Origin of the sequence: Massilia sp. TWR1-2-2, from assembly GCF_049897565.1 — a bacterium.
Classification (GTDB): Bacteria; Pseudomonadota; Gammaproteobacteria; order Burkholderiales; family Burkholderiaceae_D; genus JAFCUW01.
Map to the genome: position 1 here is coordinate 158,152 of NZ_JAFCWM010000012.1, position 23,020 is coordinate 181,171.

Below are 23,020 nucleotides of genomic sequence, written 5' to 3' on the forward strand. Positions count from 1 at the left end.
TTGCACGTCTAGTCGTCGCCAAAAACCTTGCAGGCATCGTCGAACTGGACGGTTTTTTTCGCTTCAGTGCTTGCGCGTGCTGGGGGCTGCTTTACTCGGAACCAGGCGGCGTACAGGGCCGGCAAGAACAACAGGGTCAGCGCCGTCGCCACCACCAGACCGCCCATGATCGCCACCGCCATCGGTCCCCAGAATACAGAGCGCGATAACGGGATCATCGCCAGCGCCGCAGCCGCAGCGGTCAGGATGATCGGCCGGCTTCGGCGCACCGATGCCTCGATCACCGCGTTCCACGGCGCGGCGCCGCCGGCGATGTCCTGCTCGATCTGGTCGACCAGGATCACCGAATTGCGGATGATCATGCCAAACAGCGCGATCACGCCGAGATTGGCGACAAAGCCGAACGGCCGCCCCAGCATCAGCAGCGCCATCGCCGCCCCCGCCACGCCCAGCGGCCCGGTCAGGAACACCATCAGCGCGCGCGAAAAGCTGTGCAGCTGCAGCATCAGCAGCGTGAAGACGATGAACAGCACCAGCGGAACGTTGGCCGCAATCGACGCTTCCGCCGCCTTGCTGTCGGCGGCGGCGCCGGCCAGCTTGATGACGTAGCCGGCCGGCAGCGCGGCGCGCAGCGCTGCGAGCTTGTCGCTGATCTGGCCAGACACGGTCGGCCCCTGGATGCCGTCGATCACATCCGACTGCACCGTGATCGACCACTCGCGCCCCTCGCGCCACACCACGCCTGGCTCCCACACGAAATGCGGGCGCGCCAGCTGCGAGATCGTCACCGACTTGCCCGACGCGGTCTGCACGATCGAGTCGTTGAGCATCGACATCGTGGCGCGCTCTTCGGCGGGCTGGCGGGCGACGATGTCGATCAGCCGGTTCTCTTCTCGGAACTGGCCGATCGGCGTGCCCGATAATATGGTATTCGATGCCCGCATCACGCTTTGCGACGACACGCCGAGCGCGCGCAGCTTGTCCTGGTCGAGATCGAGCCGCAGCACTTTCACCGACTCGTTCCAGTTGTCGTTTACGCCCAGCGTGTTCGGGTTGGCGCGCATGATGTCCTTGACCTTGTCGGCCAGGCCGCGCACGGTGGCGATGTCTGGGCCGAACACCTGGAACTGCACCGGATAGGGCACCGGCGGACCGTTCGGCAGCAGCTTGACGCGCCCGCGCACTTCCGGAAAGTCGGCCTTAAATATCGCCATGATCTTCTTGCGCAACGGTTCGCGCGCGGCCAGGTCTTTCGGCAGCACGACAATCTGCGACACGTTCGAATGCGGAAAGATCTGGTCGAGCGGCAGATAGAAGCGCGGACTGCCGGTGCCGACATAACTGGTCACGCTCTCGACTTTTGCATCGCGGCCGATCAGCGCTTCGAATTTCTTCACCTGCGCTTCGTTGGCGGCGAACGTGGTTCCTTCCGGCATCCACATCTCCACCATCAGCTCGCGCCGGCTCGAATCGGGAAAGAATTGCTTCTCGATAAAATTAAAGCCGAACACGCCGAGGAAAAACACCAGCAAGGTCAGCGCGATGGTGCTCTTGCGCCACTCGACGCACCAGGTGACGACGCGGCGAAAGCGCTCGAAGCCGGGGGTGCTGAAGACGTCGTGCGCGCTTTCGCCGGCGTCGTGCGGCTTCACCTTCAGCAGCATGAAGCCGATATAAGGCGTAAACATCACCGCCACTACCCACGACACCAGCAGCGCAATTGCGTTCACCGAAAACATCGAGAACGTGTATTCGCCGGCGGCCGACTTGGCCAGGCCGATCGGCAGAAACCCCGCCGCGGTAATCAAGGTGCCGGTCAGCATCGGCATTGCCGTCGACGTGTAGGCGTAGGTCGCCGCATCGAAGCGCGACATGCCCTCTTCCATCTTGCGCACCATCATTTCAACGGCGATGATGGCGTCGTCCACCAGCAGGCCCAGCGCGATGATCAGCGCGCCAAGCGAAATCTTGTGCAAGTCGATCGCAAACAGGCTCATGAACAGAAACGTAATCGCCAACACCAGCGGAATCGTCAGCGCCACGACCAGGCCGGGCCGCGCGTCGAGCCGCAGCGGCTTGCTGTGCAGGCCGAGCGCGACGAAACTGACGGCCAGCACGATCAGCACCGCCTCGATCAGCGTATTGATGAATTCGCTGACCGATTCCTTCACCGCGCGCGGCTGGTCCGTCACGCGGTGCAGCTCGATGCCGATGGGCAGCTGCGCCTTGATGCGCGCGATCGTTTCGTCGAGGCCCTTGCCCATCGCGATGATGTTGCCGCCCTTCTCCATCGACACGCCCAGGCCGATCACTTCCTTGCCGTTGTAGCGCATCTTGTCCTGCGGCGGATCGCTGTATTCGCGCTTGATCTCTGCGATGTCGCCCAGCCGCAAGGTCGAGCCGCCGGCGCGCAGTTGGAGCTCTTCCAGGTCCTTGACGGTTTTCAGCGCACCGCTGACGCGCACTTGCAGGTTGTCGGTCGGCGTGACCAGCACGCCGGTCGATTCGATCGCGTTCTGCGTCGCGATCTGGTTCACTATCGACTCGAACGTCAAGCCCAGCGTGGCAAACTTCTTGCCCGAAAACAGAATGTTGACCTTCTCGTCTTGCACGCCGAACTGCTCGACCTTGGCCACCAGCGGCACGCGCAGCAATTGCTGGCGTACGGAATCGGCGTAGCGCTTCACTTCGGCATAGCTGAAGCCGTCGCCCGACAGCGCGAAAATCGAGCCGTAGGTGTCGCCGAACTCGTCATTGAAGAACGGCCCCTGCACGCCGGGCGGCAAGGTGCCGGCAATGTCCATCAGCTTTTTGCGCACCTGGTACCAGGAAGCTGCCGTCTCGCGCGGTGGCGTCGATTCACGCAGCTGCATGATGATCACCGTCTCGCCCGGCTTCGAATAGCTCTGGATCTTGTCGATGTACGGCGTTTCCTGCACCTTGCGCTCGAGCTTGTCGGTGACCAGCTCGGCCATCTGCACCGCCGTGGCGCCCGGCCACACGGCGCGCACCACCATGCCGCGGAAGGTAAATGGCGGATCTTCATCCTGGCCCAGCGTGCCGTAGCTGACGATGCCGCCGATCAGCAGCGCCGCCATCAGGTAGCGCGTCAGCGCAATGTGCTCGAGCGCCCAGCGCGACAGGTTAAAACCGCTCATTTGGCGCTCGCGGGTTCACCAGCGAGCAACGTGACTTTCTGGCCATTCTTGAGCAGGTTGACGCCGGCGGTGACGACGGTCTGGCCAGGGTTGACGCCGGCAACGAGCAGGATCTGGTTGCCGGTCACGCCGCCCATCTGCACCGGTGTCATGCGCACGGCGCCGTGCTCGACCAGCCACACGGACGTCACGTTCTTTTCCTGGTGCAGCGCGGTCAGCGGCACCGCGATCAGCGGCGTGGCCGTGGTCGACGAAAACTGCACCGTCGCCGTCATGCCGAGCCGCACGTCCGGCGTGGCGGGCGGAATCGATACCTTCACGGCGTAGGTGCGGGTGGCGGCATCAGCGACTGGCGACACTTCGCGGATCGTGCCTTGAATCACCGCCGTCGGGCTGGCCCACAGCCGCACCGTCACGTCCGCCACACGGCGCAATGCATCGACCTTGTCTTCCGGGATGCCGATGACAATTTCCTTTTCGTCCATCCGCGCGACCCGCACTACCGGCGTGCCGGGCGCCACCACCTGGCCCACTTCGGCCTCGATCGCCGTCACCACGCCGTCGAGGTCGGACACCAGCGTGGCGTAGCCGGCCTGGTTTGCCTGGCCGCGGTAACCGGCCTGTGCCGCGTCGACGCTGGCCTGCGCTGCCTGCCATGCAGCTACCTTGCCGTCGATCACGGCCTGGCTGACGAAATTCTTGACCCGCAACTCCTGGTAGCGCTTCATGTCCGCCTTGGCCAGGTCGCGATTGGTTTCGACCGCTCGCAAGTTGGCCATCGACTGCTGTTGCGACAAGCGCAAGTCTTGCGGGTCGAGCTGCATCAGCACCTGGCCGCGCCGCACGGTGCTGCCGACATCGACCTTGCGCGCGGTAATCTTGCCGCCGACGCGAAAGCCCAGCCGCGATTCAAAGCGCGCCCGCACTTCGCCCGCAAACTCGGCATTCACGCCGACGTTGCTGGCGCTCAGCACCATCGAGCGCACCGGGCGGATGTCTTCGGTCTTGTCGGCCGGCTTGGAACAGGCGGCCAGCAGCAACCCCAGCATGGGAAGCAGCAGTGTGCCGGCACGACGCGTTTTATTCAGGGCGAACACGGTGATTTCCTTTAAGATGCAATCGGCGTGCGTGAAAGTCTTTCCAATCGGTAATTATAAACTGCCGTCCGACCTCAAACTTACTTCCTGTCATCTATTTTTCATGCCCGTCGAACACTACGAAAATTTCCCTGTCGCGTCATTCCTGTTGCCGAAGCGGCTGGTGCCGGCAGTCGAAGCGATCTACGCCTTCGCCCGCAGTGCTGACGACATCGCCGACGAGGGCGACGCCTTGCCGGCCGAGCGGCTGGCGGCGCTGGCGCACTATGACAATGAGATCGCGGCGATCGGGCGCGGCGACAAGCGCGACGACCCGATGTTCGCCCGGCTGGCCGGCGTCATCGTCGAGTACCGCATGCCGCTGCAGCCGTTTCAAGACCTGCTGTCCGCCTTCAAGCAGGATGTCGAGATCAAGCGCTACGCCGATTTCGACGCCTTGCTCGACTATTGCCGGCGCTCCGCCAACCCGGTCGGCTTGCTGATGCTCAAGCTGTATGGCGCCGTCCGTTCGGCCAACGTGCGCGATTCCGACGCCATCTGCTCGGCGCTGCAGCTCATCAACTTCCTGCAAGATGTCGCCATCGACCGCGAAAAGGACCGCATCTACTTGCCGGGCGACGATTTGCTGCGGTTTGGCGTCGATCCGGACCAGCTCGCCGGCTGGCACGCCGATGCCGCCTGGCGCGCGCTGATGACGTTCGAGGTCGACCGTGCGCGCGCGCTGATGCTGTCGGGTGCGCCGCTGGCCTTGCGTCTGCCCGGGCGCATCGGCTGGGAACTGCGCCTTGTCGTCCAGGGCGGCCTGCGCATCCTGGACGCGATCGAGCGCGTCGACTACGACGTGTTTACGCGCCGGCCCAGGCTGGGAGCGCGCGACTGGATCGTGCTGGCCTGGCGCGCGCTATGGATGCGCAAAAAGTTGCAAAACGCTTAGCACGCTCCCCGTACAGCGCTGCATGCCTATAGAATAGTGGCTTCGATTCGCCATCCATTGCACTTCTGACCATGTCCCCCGACGAATACTGCCAACAAAAAACCGTCCAGAGCGGTTCCAGTTTCTATTACAGTTTTCTGTTCCTGCCGCCTGAGCGCCGGCGCGCGATCACGGCGCTGTACGCCTTTTGCCGCGAGGTCGACGACACGGTCGATGAGTGCACCGACGAATCGATCGCGCGCATCAAGCTGGCGTGGTGGCGCACCGAAGTGTCCGCCATGTACAAGGGCAACGGCACCCACCCCGTAATGCAGGCGCTGCAGCCGCACCTGGCCGTCTACGACTTGCGGGAAAAGCACCTGCAGGCCATCATCGACGGCATGGAAATGGACCTGAACCAGTCGCGCTACCTCGACTATCCAGCGCTGAAGACCTATTGCTGGCACGTCGCCAGCGTGGTCGGCATCCTGTCGGCCAGCATCTTTGGCGTCACCGACAAGCGCACGCTCGAATACGCCGAGGGTCTCGGCCTCGCGTTCCAGCTCACCAACATCATCCGCGATGTCGGCGAAGATGCGCGCAAGGGTCGCATCTACTTGCCGATCAGCGAGCTGCAGCAATTCGGCGTCACCGCGGCCGACCTGCTCAACGCCCGCCATAGCGACAAGTTCGAGCAGCTGATGAAGTTTCAGACTGACCGCGCGCAACAGATGTACGACGAAGCGTTCGCGCTGCTGCCGCAGCAGGACCGGCGCGCGCAGCGTCCCGGCCTGATGATGGCCGCCATCTACCGCGCCGTGCTGGGCGAGATCGAGCGCGACCAGTTCAAGGTGCTGAGCCATCGCACGTCGCTGACGCCGCTGCGCAAGCTGTGGCTGGCGTGGAAAACCTATATCCGTGGCTAAACCAAACGCTGGGGTCAGGTCTGACATTCGGACATTTTGCTGGGGTCAGGTCTGACATTCGGACATTTTTGCTGCCACTGCGCTCGACCCGGCGGAAAGAATATTCTCGTGGCTACATCTTCACGTCGCGATTTGCCCGAATATCAGACCTGACCCCGCAATTTCCGAAATCTTGTCCGAATGTCAGACCTGACCCCACCCTTTTGTCCGAATGTCAGACCTGACCCCAGCGTTATTGAAAGTTGAAAATGCAGCAACGTGCTGACTTAGCGGTTCCAGCGAAGAATATCGCCGTCGTTGGCGGCGGCTGGGCCGGCTGCGCCGCTGCGGTCGAGCTGGCCAATGCCGGCTGCACGGTCACGCTGTTCGAAGCGGCCCGCACCCTGGGCGGGCGCGCGCGCGGCGTTGAAGTCAACGGTACGATGCTCGATAACGGCCAGCACATCCTGCTCGGCGCCTACACCGAGACGATGCGCCTGCTGCGCCAGGTCGGCGTCGACCCGAAAGTCGCGCTGCTCGACCTGCCACTGCAGATGCGCTATCCGCCAGACAGCGGCGGCCTGGATTTCGTCGCGCCGCGCCTGCCCGCGCCTTATCACATGGCCGCTGCCCTGCTGCGCGCGACCGGCCTGAGCATCGCCGACAAGATGTCGCTGGCGCGCTTTTCCACCACCGCGCGCTGGATGGGCTGGCAGCTGCACGCCGATTGCAGCGTTGCCGAACTGCTCGAGCGCTTCGACCAGACCGAACGCCTGGTCCAGCTGATGTGGCGCCCGCTCTGCCTCGCCGCGCTCAACACGCCGCCCGAACGCGCCTCCGCCCAGGTCTTCCTGGCGGTGCTGCGCGACAGTCTCGGCGCCGGCCGCAGCGCGTCCGACATGCTGCTGCCGCGCCAGCAGCTGGGCGCCCTGTTTCCGCAGGCGGCAGCGGCCTTTATTGAAGCGCGCGGCGGCGCCGTCCATTGCGGCGCCAAGGTCACCTCGCTGAGCCAGGAAAGCGGCAAGTGGCGGATCGACGCCACCGGCCAGGCGGTCGGCGGCAATCATGGCGCGCTGTTCGACGCCGTCGTGCTGGCCGTGCCGCCGCCGGCCGCGGCCACCCTGCTCGCCGGCCTGCCGGTCGATGGCATCCGCGAACAGCTCGGCGCCTTCGACTACGAGCCGATCACCACCTGCTACCTGCAATATGCGGCCGACCTGCGCCTCGACCTGCCGTTCTACGCGCTGGTCGACGATCCCGCTTGCGGCCACTGGGGCCAGTTCGTCTTCGACCGCGGCCAGCTCGACGCCGGCCAGGCCGGCCTGTGCTCGGTGGTGATCAGCGCCTCGGCCGAGGCTGCCGACCTGGGCCAGGCCGCGCTGGCGCAAGCCATCGCCGCCCAGCTTGCCGCCGTGCTGAAACGCCCCGATATGGCAGCGCCGCAATGGACCCAGGTCATCACCGAAAAGCGCGCCACCTTCGCCTGCACGCCCGGCCTGCAGCGGCTGGCAACGACAACCGGCCTGGACGGCCTGGTGCTCGCCGGCGACTACACTGCCAGTGAATATCCGGCAACACTTGAATCTGCTGTTCGCAGCGGCGCCGCAGCGGCGAAGGCAATTTCTGCGCCAGCGGCGTCATGACATACGCGCGGCTATCCCCGCATATGCCGGCCTGCCCCGCCAAACGTGCAGTTCATCGCACGCAAATAGCGCGCGCCTGGCCGGCTCGGTACAGTGCCACCATCGACATTGGCCTTTGCAACCGGACTCAAGCATGAAAACGCAAGCTCGATTTCGCCCCCTCGCCCTGATGGCCGCCCTGCTGGCATTCGTTGCCGCGAGCACCGTCGCGATCGTCACGCCGGAGTTGATCGTCGGCGCCGCCGCGACGCAATCGCCCACGCTCAATCAGGTGCTGGTCGTCGGCCACCCTTAGGCCACACGGCAAACGGAAATTAATCATGGGCAAACTGGAATATCTCGACGCGCTCAAGCGTGCAATGACCGGCCTGGCGCCGGAATTGCAAGCCAGGACGCTCGCCTACTACGAACAGCGCTTCGTCGACGGCCTCGCCGCCGGCCTGAGCGAAACCGCGATCGCCGCCGACCTCGACGACCCAAAAAAGATCGCCATGACCTTGCGCGCCAACTCGCACCTGGCCGCATTCGAGCAAAAACGCAATCCCGCCAACCTGCTGCGCATGGTCGTGTCGGCGCTCGGCTTGTTCATCTTTAACCTGTTCATGGTGGTGCCGGCCGCGGTCTACGCGTCGCTGCTGGCCGCCATGTACGCCTGCGCGCTCGGCTTCTACATCGCCGGCATCGCCATCACCGCCAGCGGCCTGGCCGGCGCCAACGAGCTGGTACTTAACGGACCGCTGCGCCACCTCGTCATGGACGCCGACGACGCCACCCCAGACTCGCAAACCAAGATCACCATCGGCGACCACGGCGTGCGCGTGTTCCAGGAAAAGCTGCCCGAAGCGGGCGACGATGCCGCCACCAGCGACGCCCCCGAACCGGTGATCCGCCGCGCCGAGGAAGTGGCCGGAAACGGCATTGTCATCTCCACCGACATGGATTCCGGCTCGCGCGCCACCCAGACCTTCTTCGGCCTGTCGATGGTGGTCGGCTCGATCTGCCTGTTCCTGCTTAGCCTCGTGGTGACCAAATACACGCTGATCGGCATCCGCCGCTACGTCGAAATGAACTATTCCCTGCTGAAGGGGCACTGACCAATGCGCGCATTACTCAAAGTTGGATTCGCCTTGCTGGTGCTGGCCTTTCTGCTGATCGGCCTGTCCTACAGCATGCTGCGCGCGCAAGGCGTCAGCGGCAGCGCCAACCCGGCCGGACGGGTGGTCGAAAGCGACAAGCGCACCCTCGGCAAAAGCGTGCGCGCGATCGATCTTGACGGCCCGATCGACCTGACCTTGCGCCAGGGCGCCGTGCAATCGCTGATCGTGCGCGGCGAGCAGCGCCTGCTCGCCAACGTCGAAACCACCACCGGCAGCGACGGCACCTTGCACATCCGCCCTACCGGCATGCTGCTGTTCCACCGCCAGCCGATTGAAGTGACCCTGGTGCTGCCGTCGATCGAGGACGTGTCGGTGCGCGGCAGCGGCGAGAGCACCATCAACGGCTTCAGCGGCGAGCGTATCGCTGTCGAGCTGTCCGGATCCGGCAAGCTTAAATTCAATGGCCGCTTCCGCCAAGTCCGCGCCGCCATCAACGGCAGCGGCGAACTTGAAATGAACGGCGGCGCCAGCGACAAGGTGGAGGTCAAGCTGGTCGGCACCGGCAACATGACCGTGGTCGGGTCGAGCAAACAGTTCAAGGCCGAGCAAAGCGGCACCGGCGACATCTACGCTCGCCACCTCAGCGCCGACCAAGTCGACCTGAAGCTGTCCGGCACCGGCGACGCCGCCGTCACCGCGCAAAAGTCGGTCCACATCGTGCTGCGCGGCGCCGGCGACGTCGTCGTCTACGGCGGCCCGGAAGACCGTACCGTCGACCGCCACGGCTCCGGCGAAGTCGTCTTCAAGCCTTGATGTCGTTGGCCGCGGCCAGCCACGCCAGTGCGCCGCGTCCGGCCGCCTGGCCACTGGCGAAGCACGCGGTCAGCAGGTAGCCGCCGGTCGGTGCCTCCCAGTCGACCATCTCGCCGCAAGCGAATACGCCCGGCAAGGCGCGCAGCATCTGTGTGTCCGCATCCATCGCATCGAACCGCACCCCGCCGGCACTGCTGATCGCTTCGTCGATCGGACGCGCGCGCCGCAGCACCAGCGGCAGCCGCTTGATGCCGGTGGCCAGCTGCGCCGGATCGGCAAACTGCGCCTTCGTCAGGCACTCGTGCAGCAAGCCCGATTTGACGCCCTTGATGCCGAGGCGACTCTGCAAATGGCTCGACATCGAGCGCGCGCCGCGCGGATGCGCCACTTCCGCAGCGACCTTCTGCGCACTGAAGTCCGGTGCCAGGTCGAGATAGATGGCGGCGCTGCCGGCCGCCGCGATCTGGTCGCGCACCGGCGCCGACAGCGCGTAAATCAGGCTTCCTTCGACACCGCTGGCGGTCACCACGAACTGCCCCTGGCGCCGCAACGGCTGTCCATCCACGCCAAGCCATTCGATGGCGACGGTGGTCAAAGGGGCGCCGGCATGCTTGCCGCTGAAGTGCGCGCTCCAGTCGACATCGAAGCCGCAGTTCGACGGCGCCAGCGGCGCCACGTCCACCGCTTCACGCTCGAGCAGCTCGACCCAGGCGCCGTCCGAACCGAGCCGCGCCCAACTGCCGCCGCCTAGCGCCAGGATCACTGCGTCGGCCGCGGCCAACCGCTCGCCATCCGGGCTGGCCAACACCAGCTGGCCGTCGCACCAGCCAAGCCATCGATGGCGCATGTGGAACTGCACGCCCGCTTCGCGCAGCCGGTGCAGCCAGGCGCGCAGCAGCGGCGCCGCTTTCATATCGGCCGGGAACACGCGCCCGGACGTGCCGACGAAGGTATCGATGCCCAGCGCGTGGATCCAGTCGCGCACTGCCTGCTGGCCAAACGCGTCGAGCCACGGCGCTACCTGCCCGGCCCGCGCGCCGTAGCGCCCGACGAAATCGGCGGCCGGCTCGGCGTGCGTGATGTTCATGCCGCCTTTGCCGGCCAACAGGAACTTGCGCCCTACCGACGGCATCGCATCGTACAGGTCGACACGCACGCCCGCCTGGCTGAGCACCTCCGCCGCCATCAGGCCGGCCGGGCCGCCGCCGATCACGGCGACGCGGGAAGTACTGGGAATGCTGGGCGCCATGGCAAGTGCGATCAAAGTATGGGGTGCCGAATTGTAGTCGAGATCAGGGGACGGAAACAGATGTAAAGGTTACTTGACATCGTCGACCGACTTGCCTACTATGTAAAGCATACTTTACAACCAGGGACATCAGAATGCAGCACGAAAAGAAGGTCATGCGCACTTACCACCGCGAACTCGCACTGTCGTTCGTCGTCTATGCCGTGCTGCTGTTTGGCGCCAACTGGCTGGGCCGGCCGATGGCTGACGGCGTTCTGCGCACCGCCGTGCTGTTGTCGCCGGTGATCGGCTTCGGCCTGATGATCTGGACGATCGCACGCCACGTTCGCCGCATCGACGAATTCATGCGCCAAAGCCTGCTCGAGACGTTTGCGATCGCCGCCGCCATCACCGCCGCCGTGACATTTAGCTATGGCTTCCTCGAGACCGCCGGCTTTCCGCGCCTGTCGATGTTTGCGGTGTGGCCGCTGATGGGCGCGTCCTGGATGCTGGTCTGCCTCGGCCGCTGGTTGCTGAAGCGATGAACAACATCATCCGCGAGCTGCGCGCCGAACAGGGCTGGAGCCAGGCGCACCTGGCCGACCTGCTCGAGGTGTCGCGTCAGACCGTCAACGCACTCGAGACCGGCCGCTACGATCCGAGCCTGCCGCTCGCCTTTGCCATCTCGAAGCTGTTTGCCCGTTCCATCGAATCGATTTTCACACCTGACCAGGAGTCCAAATGAAAGCAGCACTGTTGTTCGCCCTCGCCCTGGCCGCCGCACCGGGCTTCGCCGCCGATTCGCCGCCGCCCGCCAACCGCTACGCCGCCTACATCGTGCCCGCTGAGCGTTTCGAAGCCGGCACCTTGCTGGTCGAACGCCACGGCCAGCGCGGCACGCCGCTGATCCTGTTGCCGGGCCTCGGCAGCGGCGCCTGGGTGTGGCAGGACACGATACGCCAGTTCAGCGCCGACCACGTGGTGTATGTCGTCACGCTGCCCGGCTTCGTTGGCCGCAAGCCGGTTGCCGGCAAAATGCTCGATGGCGCCCAGCAGTCCTTGCGCCAGCTGATCGTGTCACGCAAACTTGATCGTCCGGTGGTCGTCGGGCACAGCATCGGTGCGGTGATCGCCATGACGCTCGCGGCGCACGATTCAAGCCTGGTGCGCGGCGTGGTCGCCATCGACGGCCTGCCTGTCTTCCCTGGCACCGAGATGGCGCCGGCCGACCAGCGCTCCGCGCTGGCGGCCGGGTTCAAGGCGCGCATGCCGGTGTCCGACCAGCAGGCGTTCGCACTTCAGCAGCAGCAGTACATGCGCGGCATCGGCGTCACCGACATGGCCCGCGCCGACGAACTGGCTAAACTGTCGGCGCGCAGCGATCCTGGCGCCATGCTGGCCGCCATGGGCGAAGCGGTGGAACTCGACCTGCGTCCTGCGCTGCCGGGCATCGCCGTTCCCGTGCTGCTCGTCGCGCCCTACTTCGAACCGGATTCGTCGCAAATGGGCCTGACGCGCGAGGCCAAGACCGCCTACTACACGTCGCTGATGGCCGGCACGCCGAAACTGAAGGTCGTATCGATCGAAGCGGCGCGCCATTTCGTCATGATCGACCAGCCGCAGATGCTAGCCGACGCGCTGCGCGCCTTCCTCAAATCGCTGTAAGGAGAGGCACATGAAAAGCACTCGGTTCTGGATTGGCCGCTTCTGCCTGGTCGTCGCCATCACATTCGCGATTCTGATGGCGGCAAGTCTGCTGCGCGGGCGCCCTGTAGGAAAGGCACTGACCGAATCGGTCACCTGGGCGATGGTTGCGTCAGCCATCTTCACCGGCTCGCGCTACACCAAGGCCCGCAAAGGCGTCGCCTGCGCGCTTTGCAAGGATACGGTCGAAGACTAGGAAGCTGGATGGGCCAGCAGCGGCAGCGACGCCATCAGGTCGGCGAAGCGCTCGCCCTGGATCATCACGTGGTCGCGGGCCAATTGCGCCGCCTGTTCGCCGTCGCCGTTGACGATTGCCGCCACCAGCGCATCATGCTCGGCGAACGACGCGCCGAGGCGGTCACGCACCCGCAGCTGCAGGCGCCGATAGGGCCTCAGCCGCCGAGACAGCGCGCGCGCCTGCTCGATCAGGAACTGATTGTGGCTGCCGGCGTAGATCGCATAGTGGAACACCTCGTTCTTGTAGTAGTAGTCGTCCGGATCCTTGGCGGCGCTGGCCTCCTTGCATGCGGCGTGCGCTTCCTGCAGTGCCTCCTGCTCCGCCGCCGTCATCCGGCGCGCGCCCAGCCGCGCGCACACCGCCTCCAGCTCCGACATCATCTCGAACATCTCCACCAGCTGCTGCGGCCCCAGTTCGGCCACCAGGGCGCCGCGCCGCGGCCGGATCACCACCAAGCCCATCGACGCCAGCTGGATCAGCGTTTCACGGATCGGTGTGCGCGACACACCGAATTTTGCCGCCAGTTCAGTCTCATCGAGATGCTCGCCGGGCGCGAATTCGCCTACCGCGATCATTTCTTCGATCGATTCGCGCAGGATTTCGGAACGGCTTTTCATGTGGTGTGATCCAGGACTTTGTTTAGAACGCTGCATTATAGTCATCAAATTGTCTTGACAATGTATTTTTATCGTTTAATCTTGTATACATAAAGACGAACAATGCATACGACTGCACCCTGCAGGCGGATGAATGTTGATTCACTCGGTAGCAAAACCCCATCTTGGAGGATGACATGTCGGTATTCACCCGTAGGACCATTCTTGGCGCAATCGCCACCAGCCCACTGTGGATGAACGCCGCGTTCGCCCAGTCGAGCACCCTGAAAGTGTCGCACCAGTTCCCCGGCGGCACGCTCACCGACGGCGATTTCCGCGACCGCCTGTGCCGCATGTTCGCCGCCGAAGCCGAAAAGCGCAGCAAGGGCACGCTCAAGTTCGAGATCTACCCCGGCGCCTCCCTGATGAAGACCAACTCCCAGTTCTCGGCCCTGCGCAAGGGTGCGCTCGACATGTCGCTGGTGCCGCTGTCATACGCCGGCGGTGAAGTCCCGGAAGTAAACATCGGCCTGATGCCTGGCCTGGTGACCTCCTACGACCAGGCCTACGCCTGGAAGAATGCCGAAGTGGGCAAGGAACTGACCCGCATCCTGCTCGAAAAAGGCATCGTCGTCGTCAGCTGGGTGTGGCAAGCGGGCGGTGTCGCCTCGCGCACCAAGGCGATCGTCGAACCGGAAGACGCGCGCGGCATGAAGATCCGCGGCGGTTCGCGCGAGATGGACCTGATGCTCAAGGCGGCCGGCGCCGCCGTGGTGTCGCTGCCATCGAATGAAATCTACGCCGCCATGCAGACCGGCGCCATCGACGCCGCCCTCACTTCCTCGTCGTCGCTCATTTCGTTCCGCCTCGAAGAAGTGGCCAAGGCGCTGACTACCGCGCGCGGCGGCTCCTACTGGTTCATGTTCGAGCCGCTGATGATGTCGAAGGCCGTGTTCGACCGCCTGACCAAGGAGCAGCAATCGGTCATCATGACGGTCGGCGCCGAGATGGAAGGTTTCGGCCGCAAGTCCGCCGTCGCCGACGACACCGCGGTCGCCGCCGTGTACACGAAGACCGGCGCCAAGGTCGTCGACATGAACGCCGCCACTGTCAAGAAGTGGCAGGCAATCGCCCGGACAACTGCCTGGAAAGACTACGCCGAGAAAAACGACAACTGCGCCAAGCTGCTCGCGCTGGCGGAGAAGACACTGTGAGTCATGGGTTCGAACTCGAGCCGGCAAAGGGGCCGGCCGTTCCGCACAACCCGGTGCTCGCCACCTTCTCGCTGCTGCTCGATCGCTTCAACTCCCTGCTGTTGAAGCTGTCGATGGGCGCGATGATCGTCACCGCGCTGGTGCTGACCTACTCCGTGGTCAGCCGCTATTTCTTCAACGTGCCCACCGACTGGCAGGACGAGGCCTCGGTCTTCATGCTGGTAGGCGTCACCTTCTTCTGCTGCGCCTACGTCCAGTCCTACCGCGGCCACATCGGCATCGAGGCGCTGTCGGCATTGCTGTCGCCGCGGGTGAATGCGGCGCGCCAGTTCTTCGTCGACGTCATCTCCTTCCTGTTCTGCGCCTTCTTCTCCTGGAAATCCTGGACGCTGTTCCATGAAGCCTGGGTCGACGGCATGACCACCTCCTCGACCTTTGCGCCGCCGCTGTGGATCCCCTACGGCATGATGGCCTTCGGAATGACCTTGCTCGCGCTGCAGATTCTGGTGCAGGTACTGACGCACTTCACCAACCGCCGGAGCGTCCCATGAGCGACCTGACTTTGGGCGCCCTGTACGGCGTCGTTACGCTGCTGGTCATGTTTTCCGGGATGCCGATCGCCTATGCGCTCGGCGTCGTCGCCACCGGCTTCATGTACTTCTTCATGCCGGCCGCCTCGCTCGACACGGTCACCCAGAACGTGTACGAGGAGATGGCCTCGATCACCTTGCTGTCGATCCCGCTGTTCATCCTGAAGGGCGCGGCCATCGGCAAGTCCCCCGCCGGCAAGGACCTCTACTCGGCGATCCACACCTGGCTGCACAAGGTGCCAGGTGGCCTTGGCATCGCCAACGTCTTTGCCTGCGCGCTGTTCGCCGCGATGGCCGGCTCGTCGCCCGCCACCTGCTCGGCGATCGGCTCGGCCGGCATTCCCGAAATGCGCAAGCGCGGCTATTCGCCCGGTTTCGCGGCCGGCATCATCGCCGCCGGCGGCACCCTTGGCATCCTGCTGCCGCCGTCGATCACGATGATCCTGTACGCCGTCGCCGCCGAGCAGTCGCTCGGCCGCCTGTTCCTCGCCGGGATCGGGCCGGGCATGCTGCTCGTCGGGCTGTTCGCCGGCTACGCCGTCTACCGCGCCCGCAAGGAATACCGCATCGCCTACGCCGTCTACGAAGCCGGCGGCGTCAAGTCCGCCTACCTCGAGACCGAGCATTTCACGTTGCGTGAAAAAGTCGAGATGCTGCCGCGCGTGCTGCCGTTTATCATCCTGTTGATCGGCGTGATGGTCGCGCTCTACGGCGGCTACGCCACGCCTTCGGAAACGGCTGGTTTGGGCGCCTTGCTGGCACTTGTGCTGATCGCCGTGGTCTATAACGTATGGCGTCCGAAAGACCTGGCGCCGATACTGACCTCGACCATCAAGGAATCGACCATGCTGCTGCTGATTATCGGCATGTCACTGTTCTATTCATACGTGATGAGCTACCTGCACATCAGCCAGTCCGCCGCCCAGTGGGTGGTCGACATGCACCTGTCACGCTGGCTGCTCGTCACCGTGATCCTGCTGATGGTGATCGGTTTCGGCTTCTTCCTGCCGCCGGTGTCGATCATCCTGATGACCGCGCCGATCATCCTGCCGCCGCTCAAGGCCGCCGGCTTTGACCTGATCTGGTTCGGCGTCGTCATGACGGTCGTCATGGAGATGGGCCTGATCCATCCGCCGGTCGGGCTCAACATCTTCGTCATCAAGAACATCGCGCCCGACATACCGCTCAAGGACGTCATCTGGGGCGTGATGCCGTTCGTCGGCCTGATGTTCGTCGCCGTGTTCCTGCTGTGCGTCTTCCCCGGCATCGCCACCGCCCTGCCGGACATGATGATGGGAGCGAAATAATGAGCGCGCCGCAGAAAGCCTGGAACACCCTGCAGGCCAATCGCGCTGCCCGGGTGGGCCGCGCCAGGGCGGCGGTCGGCGCCGCCCTCGACGGCAAGTCGGTGCCGGCATCGCGCATCGGCGACCTGCTGCACAGCGTGATCGAATGCGGCGACCGTGTCTGCCTCGAGGGGAACAACCAGAAGCAGGCCGACTTCCTCGCCAAGGCATTGGCCGGTCTCGATCCTGCGCGCGTCAACGGCATCCACATGCTGCAGTCGGTGCTGGCGCTGCCCGAGCACCTCGACGTGTTCGAGCGCGGCATCGCCTCGCGCCTTGATTTCTCGTTCTCCGGTCCGCAGGCCGGGCGCGTGGCAAGGCTGGTCGCCTCCGGCCAGCTCAACATCGGCGCCATCCACACCTACCTCGAACTGTTCAGCCGCTACTTCATCGACCTGGCGCCGCGCGTGTGCCTCGTCGCCGCCGAGGCAGCCGACCGCCACGGTAACCTCTACACCGGTCCGAACACCGAAGACACGCCGGCCATCGTCGAAGCGACCGCCTTCAAGAACGGCATCGTCATCGTCCAGGTCAACCGCATCATGGAAGTGCTGCCGCGCGTCGACATCCCGGGCGACTGGGTCGACTTCGTCGTCCGCTCGCCGGCCCCTTATTACATCGAGCCGCTGTTTACCCGCGACCCTGCCCAGATCTCCGAAATCCAGGTGCTGATGGCGATGATGGCCATCAAGGGCATCTACGCCGAATACGGCGTCCAGCGGCTCAACCACGGCATCGGCTTCGACACCGCCGCCATCGAACTGCTGCTGCCCACCTACGCCGAGTCGCTCGGCCTGAAGGGCAAGATCTGCCGCCACTGGGCGCTCAATCCTCACCCGGCCCTGATTCCCGCCATCGAAGCCGGCTTCGTCGAGACGGTGCACTCGTTCGGCTCCGAACTGGGCATGGAAGAATACATCCGCGCCCGGCCCGACGTGTTCGCCGTCGGCCCCGACGGCAGCATGCGCAGCAACCGCGCCATGAGCCAGGCCGCCGGCCACTACGCCTGCGACATGTTCATCGGCTCGACCCTGCAGATCGACATGCAGGGTAACTCGTCGACCGCCACCGCCGGGCGCATCGCCGGCTTCGGCGGCGCCCCCAACATGGGCGCCGACGCGCGCGGCCGCCGCCACGCCAGCCCGGCATGGCTGAAGGCCGGCCGCCAGGCGCGCGAAGGCCGCAACACCATCCCGCGCGGCCAGAAGCTGGTCGTGCAGATCGTCGAAACCTTCCGCGAGCACATGCAGCCGGCCTTCGTCGATCGGCTCGACGCCTGGACCCTGGCCGAGCAGGCCGGCTTCGAAATCCCGCCCGTCATGATCTACGGCGACGACGTCACCCACATCCTGACCGAGGAAGGCATCGCCAACCTGCTGCTGTGCCGCACCGACGAAGAACGCGAACAGGCCATCCGCGGCGTCGCCGGCTACACGCCGGTCGGCATGGCGCGCGACAAGCGGATGGTCGAAAATCTGCGCGACCGCGGCATCGTCCAGCGCGCCGAAGACATCGGCGTCGACAAGCGACTCGCCACGCGCGACCTGCTCGCCGCCAAGAACATGAAAGACCTGGTGCGCGCATCGGGTGGCCTGTACGCGCCGCCGCGCCGCTTCCGCAACTGGTAAGGAACCAATATGGAAACTCTGGAATATCGGTTTGAGAACGGCACCCGGCCGCTGCCGGCGCAGCCGCAGCCGCAGGTGGTCGGCGTGGTCGGTTCGGGCAACCTCGAAGTGCTGATCGAGTCGGCCCCGCAGAGGGGCGCCTGCACCATCGAAATCAAGACCGCCGCAATCGGCTTCGGCGCCACCTGGCAGGCGGTGATGCAGGACTTCCAGCAGCGCTGGCAGCTGGCCGACGCCCGCATCGCCATCAACGACATGGGCGCCACGCCCGCCGTGGTCAGCCTGCGCCTGGACCAGGCGGTTGAAACGATGCTGACAGGCGCGCCATGAGCAGCTACCTCGAATCGAACGCGCGCGAGCGCATCGCGCGCCTGTTCGATGCCCGCAGCTTCCGCGAATTTCTGCCGCCGTCATCGCGCGTCATCAGCCCGCATCTGGCGCAGCTCGACGCGCCCGTCTCGTTCGACGACGGCGTCGTCGTCGGCCAGGCACTGTTAAATGGCGACAAGGTGTTCGCCGCCGCGCAGGAGGGCGGCTTCATGGGTGGCGCCGTCGGCGAAGTCCACGGCGCCAAGCTCGTCGGCCTGCTGCGCCGCGCCATCGCAGAACGCGTCGGCGCCGTGCTGCTGCTGATGGAAACGGGCGGCGTGCGCCTGCACGAAGCGAACGCGGGTCTGATTGCCGTGTCCGAAGTGATGCGCGCCGTGCTCGACGCCCGCCACGCCGGCATCGCCGTCATCACTCTGGCCGGCGGCTCCAATGGCGTCTTTGGCGGCATGGGCATCGTCGCCCGCTGCACCAACGCCGTGGTGATGTCGGAAGAAGGCCGGCTCGCCATGTCCGGCCCCGAGGTCATCGAAACGGCCAGCGGCGTCGAAGAATTCGACTCGCGCGACCGCGCCCTGGTGTGGCGCACCACCGGCGGCAAGCACCGCTACCTGCTGGGCGACTGCCAGATGGTGGTCGCCGACTCGGTTGCCGCGTTCCGCCAGGGGGCGATCGACGCCATGGCCGCGTGCCGCCAGCAGCCCACCGCCCTGACCCTGGACGAACTCGAACAAGAACAAGCCATGCTGGGTGAGCGCGTCGACCGCTTCGGCGCCATGACCGACCCGCTCGAGGTCTGGTCAGCCCTCGGCGTCGAGCAGCCCGACGCCATTGCCATGCTCGAAGCGTCGGAGTTTGTCGCCGCCGTCGGCGCCCACCGAATCGGAGGCCGCTGATGGACTGGCAAACACTGGCCGCGCAGCTGTTCCCGCGCGGGCACGCGATCACCGAAGCGGACAATTTCTTGTCGGGCAGCGCGCAGGCCGGCGCCCACACCGTCGCCGTCGTCGGCACCACCGGCCATGCGCCGATCGGCATCGAGATCGCGCTCGAACAGGCGCGCTTCGTGCTGGCGACCGTGCGCCAGCATCCCGGCCGGCCGATCCTGATGCTGGTCGACACCCAGGGCCAGCGCCTGCGCCACCGCGACGAAATGTTGGGCATCAACAGCTACATGGCCCACCTCGGAAAATGCGTCGAACTGGCGCGCCGCCAGGGTCACAAGATCGTCGCGCTGGTGTACGACCAGGCGCTGTCGGGCGGTTTCATTACCAGCGGCCTGATGGCCGACGCCTGCTACGCGCTGCCCGACGCCAGCATCCGCGTCATGGGCCTGCCCGCCATGGCGCGCATCACCAAAGTCCCCGAAGAACGGCTCATCGAGCTCTCGGTCGACAACCCGGTGTTCGCGCCTGGCCCGGTCAACTACCTGCGCATGGGCGGGCTGCAGGAAATCTGGAGCGGCGACCTCGCCGCGCAGCTCGAGCACGCGCTGGCCGCAGCGAGCGGCGGCGACTTGCGCAGCCTGCTCGGCCAGGCGCGCGGCGGCCGCAAACTGGCCCAGCGCGTCATCGACGCCATCCTGGCCGACAGCGATGTTCTGCCGCCATGACCTTGTGTGGCTGACCGGCCGCGGCTGGGATGCCGCGTTCGCCGGCGCCGCAGCCGGCCAGCACGCCGCCTTTGACCAATGGCGGCGCGAGGACTGGCCCGCCGTCGTGCGGCGCGCCGACGCCGGCCTGGCGCCGCAGCACGTTAGCCTCGGCATCCCGTTGCCGCCCACAAGCGACGGCGTCAAGGGCCGCATCGCCTTTACCGTGCCGACCGCGCACGTCGCCCGCCGCATCGGCGCGCTGGCGCTCGATGACGCCGCGGCCGCGGCGCCACCGCGCTGGCGCCAGGCACTCAACGTGCTGGCCGACAGCATGCCGCTGCGCGCCTACGGTTCGCTCGCCATGCAGGCGGCCACCGGCCTGGCCTATCTGACGGCGACGTCCGACATCGACCTGCTGTTCTTCCCCACCGACGGCAACGCCCTTCGCGCCGGGCTGGCGCTGCTGGAGCGGTACGCCGCCGTGCTGCCGCTCGACGGCGAAATGGTGTTCCCAAGCGGCGCCGCGGTGTCCTGGAAGGAGTGGCTCAGCGCCGGCGCGGTCAAGGCGCGCGTGCTGGTCAAGGATGCCGCGGGCGTGCGGCTCGCCCCGATGGAGCAGCTGCTGGCAACCCTGGAGGCGGAATGAACCAGCACGCGCGCGCGCACGCCGAGTGCAAGGCGCTGCGCTGTGCTGTGCCCGACCCCGCCGCGCTGCGTCGTTTCTGCGCCGAGACGGCGCGCATCGCCGTCGGCTGCCTGCACGCCGAACTGGTGCTGTACCCCAAGCCGGGCCTGGTCTCGCTGGTCGACAACGGCAGCCACACCGACATGAACGCCGCCACCTTCATGCGCAGCATGTTCAGTCTGCGCCATTATTTTTCCGCCATCTGCCGCGCCGGCTTCGACGATGCCCCGTTCGCCGTCCTCAGGCAGCTCGGCATCGACGCCGAGGCGCGCATGCTGCGCGCCACCGCCGGCATCAACACGCACCGCGGCGCCATCTTCAGCCTGGGCATGCTGTGCGCGGCGATCGGCCGCGCCAAGGCGCAAGCCATTGCCCCCGGCGCCGAATCGCTGCGCGCCGTCATGCTGATTCGCTGGGGCGAAGAGTTGACCGCCCACACGCGCCCGGGCGGCGCCGCATCGCATGGCTTGCAGGTCGCCGACCGTCACGCCGCCAGCGGCGCGCGCGAAGAAGGCGCCCTCGGTCTGCCGTCGGTGTTCGAGGTCGGCCTGCCGGCGCTGCGGCTCACCCTGGCGGCCGGCCGCGGCATGCACAACGCCCGCATCGATGCGCTGTTCGCGCTGATGGCCCACGTCAGCGACACCAATGTGTTCTACCGGGGCGGCCAGGAAGGCGCCGCGACGGTGAGGTGCCTGGCCGGGGACTTCGTCGCCATGGGCGGCACCGCGCATGGCGACTGGCGCGCATACGCGCTGGAGTGCCACCGCACCCTGACGGCGCAAAAACTCTCGCCCGGCGGTGCGGCCGACCTGCTGGCCGCCACCTGCCTGGTGCACGCGGTCGCGCGGCCGTGAGCGCGCGCCTGTTGCTGCTCTGTCCCGGCCAGGGCGGCCAGCATGGCGCCATGTACGAGCTCGCGCGCACCGACGCCGGCGCCGCCGCCATGCTCGATGCTTGTGGCCTGTCCTCCGCCGATGCGGCGACCATGTTCGACAACCGCGTGGCGCAGCCGGCGATCGTCGGCGCCACGCTGGCGATGTGGGAAGCGCTGCGCCAGCGTGTCATGCCGCCTGACCTGGTGACCGGCTACAGCGTCGGCGAACTGTCGGCCTATGGCGTGGCCGGCGCGTTCGATCCGGCCGCCGCCGTGTCGCTTGCCGCCACCCGCGCCCGGTTGATGAGCGGCGCCGTGACCGAAGCGCAGGCGCTGGTCGCCATCGGCGGCGTGCCGCTCGAGCCGGCGCGCGCGCTGGTCGCCGCGGCCGATTTCGACGTCGCCATCATCACCGGTCTCGATACCTGCATCGCCGGCGGACGTGAAGCCACGCTCGCGCCGCTCGAGCAGGCCGTTGGCGCGGCTGGCGGCCGCCTGCAGCGCCTGCCGGTCGGGATTGCGTCGCACACAGCATTGATGGCGACGGCGGTGGCGCCGTTTGCCGCGGCGCTGCTGGCGACGCCGTTTCACCGGCCGGCGTGCCCTGTCCTTTCGGGCATCGGCGCCGAGGCCATCACTGGCCACGCACGCGCCGTCGAGACGCTGTCGCGCCAGCTGAGCGAAACGATCGTCTGGAGCGACTGCATGGACGCCGCCGCGGAAGCCGGCATGACGGTGGCGCTCGAACTGGGGCCCGGCGCCGCGCTGGCGCGCATGCTGCAGGCGCGTCACCCGCACATCGCGTGCCGCTCGGTGGCGGACTTTCGCAGCCTTGACGGCATCGTCGCCTGGCTCGAACGCCAGGCCGGCTAATCGCTGACGCCGTACCAGGGACTCATCGTCGTCGAGCTGCGCAAGACGCTCCTGCCGTGCTGCGATGACCTGCTCGCCGTGACGGTGAGGTCATCAACTCGGTCGGTCTCACGCGCTGGCCTAGCAGCCTGTCGGACTTTGTCCTCGAAATAAAATCCTCATGCCGGTAAAATGGCAGCTACCGATGAGTAAGCATGAGCGAGGCGACGATGAGCAGTTTCATTCCAGTAGATCGACAAACAGATTTTCTATTTCCGCCCTCGGTGCAGGACTGGCTGCCCGAGAATCATCTGGCACGCTTTATTGTCGAAGTCATTGATCGTCTCGATTTGACTGAGCTAACGCGACAGTATGCCGGCCGCGGATCGGCGGCCGATCACCCGGCAGTGCTGTTGGGTTTGCTAATTTACGGTTACTCGACGGGAATCCCTTCGAGCCGCAAGATCGAGCGCGCGACGTATGATTCGGTGGCATTTCGCTACATCGCGGCCAACACC

General features: G+C 65.9%; 25 protein-coding genes and 1 pseudogene. 22 read left to right on the forward strand and 4 right to left on the reverse strand.

Translation table 11 applies throughout. The annotated features are described in order from the left end of the window. Nucleotides 1-8 precede the first annotated feature (8 nt). Both ACP7DD_RS13685 and ACP7DD_RS13690 read right to left on the reverse strand, forming a co-directional pair. Nucleotides 9-3,158, reverse strand: a complete 3,150-nt coding sequence (locus tag ACP7DD_RS13685) for an efflux RND transporter permease subunit (RefSeq protein WP_426175358.1) — start codon at nt 3,156-3,158, stop codon at nt 9-11. After that, the gene (locus ACP7DD_RS13690) at nt 3,155-4,255 is read right to left on the reverse strand and encodes an efflux RND transporter periplasmic adaptor subunit (protein WP_426175359.1); all 1,101 of its coding nucleotides are present in this window, start codon (nt 4,253-4,255) and stop codon (nt 3,155-3,157) included. The genes ACP7DD_RS13685 and ACP7DD_RS13690 overlap by 4 nt, the downstream gene beginning before the upstream one ends. A gap of 103 nt (nt 4,256-4,358) precedes the next feature. Here ACP7DD_RS13690 and hpnC point away from each other — a divergent pair, with 103 nt between their 5' ends. From hpnC to ACP7DD_RS13720, 6 genes are all read left to right on the forward strand, one after another. After that, nucleotides 4,359-5,189 (forward strand): squalene synthase HpnC, encoded by an 831-nt coding sequence (gene hpnC / locus ACP7DD_RS13695; protein WP_426175360.1) that lies wholly within the window; start codon nt 4,359-4,361, stop codon nt 5,187-5,189. A 71-nt stretch (nt 5,190-5,260) separates the two neighbouring features. Then, nucleotides 5,261-6,094: a presqualene diphosphate synthase HpnD gene (hpnD, locus tag ACP7DD_RS13700; protein ID WP_426175361.1), complete on the forward strand. Its 834-nt coding sequence runs from the start codon at nt 5,261-5,263 to the stop codon at nt 6,092-6,094. A 248-nt stretch (nt 6,095-6,342) separates the two neighbouring features. Beyond that, complete coding sequence (hpnE, locus tag ACP7DD_RS13705; protein ID WP_426175362.1) at nt 6,343-7,716, forward strand: hydroxysqualene dehydroxylase HpnE; 1,374 nt, start codon at nt 6,343-6,345, stop codon at nt 7,714-7,716. Nucleotides 7,717-7,849: 133 nt separating this feature from the next. Continuing rightward, entirely contained in the window at nt 7,850-8,011 is a 162-nt protein-coding gene (locus ACP7DD_RS13710) for a hypothetical protein (RefSeq protein ID WP_426175363.1), read from the forward strand. Between the two features lie 25 nt (nt 8,012-8,036). Then, nucleotides 8,037-8,810 carry a DUF1700 domain-containing protein gene (locus tag ACP7DD_RS13715; RefSeq protein ID WP_426175364.1) on the forward strand — a complete coding sequence of 258 codons (774 nt, stop codon included), beginning with the start codon at nt 8,037-8,039 and terminating at the stop codon, nt 8,808-8,810. A 3-nt stretch (nt 8,811-8,813) separates the two neighbouring features. Next, on the forward strand, nt 8,814-9,626 hold the full coding sequence (locus ACP7DD_RS13720; RefSeq protein ID WP_426175365.1) for a head GIN domain-containing protein: 813 nt from the start codon (nt 8,814-8,816) through the stop codon (nt 9,624-9,626). On the opposite strand, the gene ACP7DD_RS13725 is transcribed toward ACP7DD_RS13720, so the two are convergent. Beyond that, entirely contained in the window at nt 9,616-10,875 is a 1,260-nt protein-coding gene (locus tag ACP7DD_RS13725) for a TIGR03862 family flavoprotein (RefSeq protein ID WP_426175366.1), read from the reverse strand. The genes ACP7DD_RS13720 and ACP7DD_RS13725 overlap by 11 nt on opposite strands. 134 nt (nt 10,876-11,009) lie before the next feature. Here ACP7DD_RS13725 and ACP7DD_RS13730 point away from each other — a divergent pair, with 134 nt between their 5' ends. From ACP7DD_RS13730 to ACP7DD_RS13745, 4 genes are read left to right on the forward strand one after another with little or no spacing between them, the layout of a single operon-like run. Further along, nucleotides 11,010-11,399, forward strand: a complete 390-nt coding sequence (locus ACP7DD_RS13730; protein WP_426175367.1) for a hypothetical protein — start codon at nt 11,010-11,012, stop codon at nt 11,397-11,399. After that, nucleotides 11,396-11,599, forward strand: coding sequence for a helix-turn-helix transcriptional regulator (locus tag ACP7DD_RS13735; RefSeq protein WP_426175368.1), 204 nt, complete (start codon nt 11,396-11,398; stop codon nt 11,597-11,599). Before ACP7DD_RS13730 ends, ACP7DD_RS13735 begins: the two co-directional genes overlap by 4 nt. After that, complete coding sequence (locus tag ACP7DD_RS13740; RefSeq protein WP_426175369.1) at nt 11,596-12,519, forward strand: alpha/beta fold hydrolase; 924 nt, start codon at nt 11,596-11,598, stop codon at nt 12,517-12,519. Before ACP7DD_RS13735 ends, ACP7DD_RS13740 begins: the two co-directional genes overlap by 4 nt. A gap of 10 nt (nt 12,520-12,529) precedes the next feature. Then, nucleotides 12,530-12,754: a hypothetical protein gene (locus ACP7DD_RS13745; protein WP_426175370.1), complete on the forward strand. Its 225-nt coding sequence runs from the start codon at nt 12,530-12,532 to the stop codon at nt 12,752-12,754. On the opposite strand, the gene ACP7DD_RS13750 is transcribed toward ACP7DD_RS13745, so the two are convergent. Then, complete coding sequence (locus ACP7DD_RS13750) at nt 12,751-13,413, reverse strand: GntR family transcriptional regulator (RefSeq protein WP_426175371.1); 663 nt, start codon at nt 13,411-13,413, stop codon at nt 12,751-12,753. The genes ACP7DD_RS13745 and ACP7DD_RS13750 overlap by 4 nt on opposite strands. Before the next feature lie 176 nt (nt 13,414-13,589). Between ACP7DD_RS13750 and dctP the strand changes: the two genes are divergently transcribed. From dctP to ACP7DD_RS13810, 12 genes and pseudogenes are all read left to right on the forward strand, one after another. Further along, entirely contained in the window at nt 13,590-14,606 is a 1,017-nt protein-coding gene (dctP, locus tag ACP7DD_RS13755) for a TRAP transporter substrate-binding protein DctP (RefSeq protein ID WP_426175372.1), read from the forward strand. Next, nucleotides 14,603-15,157 carry a TRAP transporter small permease gene (locus ACP7DD_RS13760; protein ID WP_426175373.1) on the forward strand — a complete coding sequence of 185 codons (555 nt, stop codon included), beginning with the start codon at nt 14,603-14,605 and terminating at the stop codon, nt 15,155-15,157. The genes dctP and ACP7DD_RS13760 overlap by 4 nt, the downstream gene beginning before the upstream one ends. Then, on the forward strand, nt 15,154-16,503 hold the full coding sequence (locus ACP7DD_RS13765) for a TRAP transporter large permease (protein ID WP_426175374.1): 1,350 nt from the start codon (nt 15,154-15,156) through the stop codon (nt 16,501-16,503). Before ACP7DD_RS13760 ends, ACP7DD_RS13765 begins: the two co-directional genes overlap by 4 nt. Continuing rightward, nucleotides 16,503-18,170 (forward strand): malonate decarboxylase subunit alpha, encoded by a 1,668-nt coding sequence (gene mdcA, locus ACP7DD_RS13770; protein WP_426175375.1) that lies wholly within the window; start codon nt 16,503-16,505, stop codon nt 18,168-18,170. Before ACP7DD_RS13765 ends, mdcA begins: the two co-directional genes overlap by 1 nt. A gap of 9 nt (nt 18,171-18,179) precedes the next feature. Continuing rightward, complete coding sequence (mdcC, locus tag ACP7DD_RS13775; protein ID WP_426175376.1) at nt 18,180-18,500, forward strand: malonate decarboxylase acyl carrier protein; 321 nt, start codon at nt 18,180-18,182, stop codon at nt 18,498-18,500. Beyond that, nucleotides 18,497-19,393 carry a biotin-independent malonate decarboxylase subunit beta gene (locus ACP7DD_RS13780; protein ID WP_426175377.1) on the forward strand — a complete coding sequence of 299 codons (897 nt, stop codon included), beginning with the start codon at nt 18,497-18,499 and terminating at the stop codon, nt 19,391-19,393. Before mdcC ends, ACP7DD_RS13780 begins: the two co-directional genes overlap by 4 nt. Beyond that, the gene (gene mdcE / locus ACP7DD_RS13785; RefSeq protein WP_426175378.1) at nt 19,393-20,109 is read left to right on the forward strand and encodes a biotin-independent malonate decarboxylase subunit gamma; all 717 of its coding nucleotides are present in this window, start codon (nt 19,393-19,395) and stop codon (nt 20,107-20,109) included. Before ACP7DD_RS13780 ends, mdcE begins: the two co-directional genes overlap by 1 nt. Next, the gene (mdcG, locus tag ACP7DD_RS13790; RefSeq protein ID WP_426175379.1) at nt 20,093-20,737 is read left to right on the forward strand and encodes a malonate decarboxylase holo-[acyl-carrier-protein] synthase; all 645 of its coding nucleotides are present in this window, start codon (nt 20,093-20,095) and stop codon (nt 20,735-20,737) included. The genes mdcE and mdcG overlap by 17 nt, the downstream gene beginning before the upstream one ends. Next, nucleotides 20,734-21,630, forward strand: coding sequence for a triphosphoribosyl-dephospho-CoA synthase MdcB (gene mdcB / locus ACP7DD_RS13795; RefSeq protein WP_426175380.1), 897 nt, complete (start codon nt 20,734-20,736; stop codon nt 21,628-21,630). Before mdcG ends, mdcB begins: the two co-directional genes overlap by 4 nt. Continuing rightward, on the forward strand, nt 21,627-22,523 hold the full coding sequence (locus ACP7DD_RS13800) for an ACP S-malonyltransferase (RefSeq protein WP_426175381.1): 897 nt from the start codon (nt 21,627-21,629) through the stop codon (nt 22,521-22,523). The genes mdcB and ACP7DD_RS13800 overlap by 4 nt, the downstream gene beginning before the upstream one ends. Next, nucleotides 22,524-22,655: pseudogene (locus ACP7DD_RS13805) on the forward strand (IS481 family transposase); the annotation flags it as partial. 77 nt (nt 22,656-22,732) lie between these two features. Beyond that, nucleotides 22,733-23,020 (forward strand): transposase (locus tag ACP7DD_RS13810; RefSeq protein ID WP_426175389.1); only part of this gene is annotated, 288 nt, incomplete at its 3' end.

Excerpts from the sequence above, each read along its gene's own strand:
- ACP7DD_RS13685 (WP_426175358.1), bottom strand. The coding sequence starts at position 3,158 with ATGAGCGGTTTTAACCTGTCGCGCTGGGCGCTCGAGCACATTGCGCTG.
- hpnC (WP_426175360.1), top strand. The coding sequence starts at position 4,359 with ATGCCCGTCGAACACTACGAAAATTTCCCTGTCGCGTCATTCCTGTTG.
- hpnD (WP_426175361.1), top strand. The coding sequence starts at position 5,261 with ATGTCCCCCGACGAATACTGCCAACAAAAAACCGTCCAGAGCGGTTCC.
- hpnE (WP_426175362.1), top strand. The coding sequence starts at position 6,343 with ATGCAGCAACGTGCTGACTTAGCGGTTCCAGCGAAGAATATCGCCGTC.
- ACP7DD_RS13710 (WP_426175363.1), top strand. The coding sequence starts at position 7,850 with ATGAAAACGCAAGCTCGATTTCGCCCCCTCGCCCTGATGGCCGCCCTG.
- ACP7DD_RS13715 (WP_426175364.1), top strand. The coding sequence starts at position 8,037 with ATGGGCAAACTGGAATATCTCGACGCGCTCAAGCGTGCAATGACCGGC.
- ACP7DD_RS13720 (WP_426175365.1), top strand. The coding sequence starts at position 8,814 with ATGCGCGCATTACTCAAAGTTGGATTCGCCTTGCTGGTGCTGGCCTTT.
- ACP7DD_RS13725 (WP_426175366.1), bottom strand. The coding sequence starts at position 10,875 with ATGGCGCCCAGCATTCCCAGTACTTCCCGCGTCGCCGTGATCGGCGGC.
- ACP7DD_RS13730 (WP_426175367.1), top strand. The coding sequence starts at position 11,010 with ATGCAGCACGAAAAGAAGGTCATGCGCACTTACCACCGCGAACTCGCA.
- ACP7DD_RS13735 (WP_426175368.1), top strand. The coding sequence starts at position 11,396 with ATGAACAACATCATCCGCGAGCTGCGCGCCGAACAGGGCTGGAGCCAG.
- ACP7DD_RS13740 (WP_426175369.1), top strand. The coding sequence starts at position 11,596 with ATGAAAGCAGCACTGTTGTTCGCCCTCGCCCTGGCCGCCGCACCGGGC.
- ACP7DD_RS13745 (WP_426175370.1), top strand. The coding sequence starts at position 12,530 with ATGAAAAGCACTCGGTTCTGGATTGGCCGCTTCTGCCTGGTCGTCGCC.
- ACP7DD_RS13750 (WP_426175371.1), bottom strand. The coding sequence starts at position 13,413 with ATGAAAAGCCGTTCCGAAATCCTGCGCGAATCGATCGAAGAAATGATC.
- dctP (WP_426175372.1), top strand. The coding sequence starts at position 13,590 with ATGTCGGTATTCACCCGTAGGACCATTCTTGGCGCAATCGCCACCAGC.
- ACP7DD_RS13765 (WP_426175374.1), top strand. The coding sequence starts at position 15,154 with ATGAGCGACCTGACTTTGGGCGCCCTGTACGGCGTCGTTACGCTGCTG.
- mdcA (WP_426175375.1), top strand. The coding sequence starts at position 16,503 with ATGAGCGCGCCGCAGAAAGCCTGGAACACCCTGCAGGCCAATCGCGCT.
- mdcC (WP_426175376.1), top strand. The coding sequence starts at position 18,180 with ATGGAAACTCTGGAATATCGGTTTGAGAACGGCACCCGGCCGCTGCCG.
- ACP7DD_RS13780 (WP_426175377.1), top strand. The coding sequence starts at position 18,497 with ATGAGCAGCTACCTCGAATCGAACGCGCGCGAGCGCATCGCGCGCCTG.
- mdcE (WP_426175378.1), top strand. The coding sequence starts at position 19,393 with ATGGACTGGCAAACACTGGCCGCGCAGCTGTTCCCGCGCGGGCACGCG.
- mdcG (WP_426175379.1), top strand. The coding sequence starts at position 20,093 with ATGTTCTGCCGCCATGACCTTGTGTGGCTGACCGGCCGCGGCTGGGAT.
- mdcB (WP_426175380.1), top strand. The coding sequence starts at position 20,734 with ATGAACCAGCACGCGCGCGCGCACGCCGAGTGCAAGGCGCTGCGCTGT.